This window comes from Bacillus sp. JJ722 (assembly GCF_036963345.1).
Taxonomy (GTDB): domain Bacteria; phylum Bacillota; class Bacilli; order Bacillales; family DSM-1321; genus Bacillus_AD.
Genome location: NZ_JBALMO010000355.1, coordinates 1,194 through 2,470 on the forward strand (window position 1 = coordinate 1,194; position 1,277 = coordinate 2,470).

2 protein-coding genes are annotated in these 1,277 nt (G+C 30.9%); one reads left to right on the plus strand and one right to left on the minus strand.

Features of this window, described 5'->3' with window-relative positions; translation table 11 throughout:
* The first annotated feature begins 95 nt into the window (after window positions 1-95).
* Entirely contained in the window at window positions 96-506 is a 411-nt protein-coding gene (locus tag V7014_RS26010; protein ID WP_335511831.1) for a GNAT family N-acetyltransferase, read from the plus strand.
* Between the two features lie 114 nt (window positions 507-620).
* Here V7014_RS26010 and V7014_RS26015 read toward each other — a convergent pair whose 3' ends face one another.
* Window positions 621-1,208 (minus strand): LysE family transporter, encoded by a 588-nt coding sequence (locus V7014_RS26015; RefSeq protein WP_335511833.1) that lies wholly within the window; start codon window positions 1,206-1,208, stop codon window positions 621-623.
* Between the last annotated feature and the right edge of the window lie 69 nt (window positions 1,209-1,277).

Sequence of the window (1,277 nt, forward strand, 5' to 3'; positions counted from 1 at the left end):
GAACCCGATTGGTTCAACTTTACATTTCAGCATTAAAAAAGCGAAAAAACTGCAATACTGATTAGTTATATAGTGTTTTTGAAAAAGGTGATCGTTTGATAGTAGAAATCAATTCAATACCCCCGCAAGCTTCAGTAATAAAATTATTATCATATGCAACTTCTGTCAATAAGGTTGACAAAGTGTATAGAAATTACATTCAATCTTCAAATCAACAATTGTTTGGTTTAGTGAAAGAGAATAATATTGTTGGCTGTATAGGAATAGAATTAAACGCCAAAATCTGTGAGATCAAACATATTGCTGTTGCACCTGAAGAAAGAAGTAATGGGATAGGAAGCAGATTGATCAAGTTTCTCTTTGGAAAATTCTCATTGACTACCATCATTGCCGAAACTGATAAGGATGCAGTAGAGTTTTATCGAAACCTCGGTTTTAAAGTAACTTCATTAGGTGAAAAATATCCTATGGTTGAAAGGTTTTTATGTGAATTTAAAACAAATTAGATTTCAAATCTCTTGTTATAAAGTTACGTCAATAAACTCTTTAAGTAAAATGGATATAATATCCAAGAAGGTGAATCGAGGTTACACGGAGTCACCTTCTTATTTGCAATCTTCTTATTTGAAAAAAATTGATATAGCACTATAAACCAATAACAGTGCCATAATTATATTAAACTGTTGTTCGTATTGAAGTAAGAATTTTTGGAAAATTGAACCGAATAAACTCCAACTGAATGTACTCATAACACCAACAGTTCCTAAGAATAGCGAGAAAATAAAGTAGCTGAAATAGGAAGAGTAATAAGGAAGAATGAAAGTTGCTACTACTGTAATTCCGAAAAGAATGCCCTTTGGATTAACAAATTGTAACAACGCACCTATAATGAATAAGTTTTTATTACTTCCATCATTACTGTCGTCATCATTTCCTTTACTGGTAAGTATTTTAAATGCCAAATATAACATATACGCTACACCTAATATGGTTAAGGGGAATTCTATAATTGGCATAATGTTTGTAAGTACAAGATTAAAAAAAGTACACAATAATACGATAACAAAAAAGCCGGAACCAACTCCTAAACAAAATTTACTTGTTTTCTTTAGTCCATGTTTGTTCGCGAATGCCATTGCCATGATGTTGTTTGGACCTGGAGTAAAACTGGAAACAAAAACAAATAACAAAAATGATAATAAAGGCACTTTTTAGACCTCCCTTTTCGTTGTATGTTATAATGTAATAATCGTACAATATAATGTATTACTTTTTAT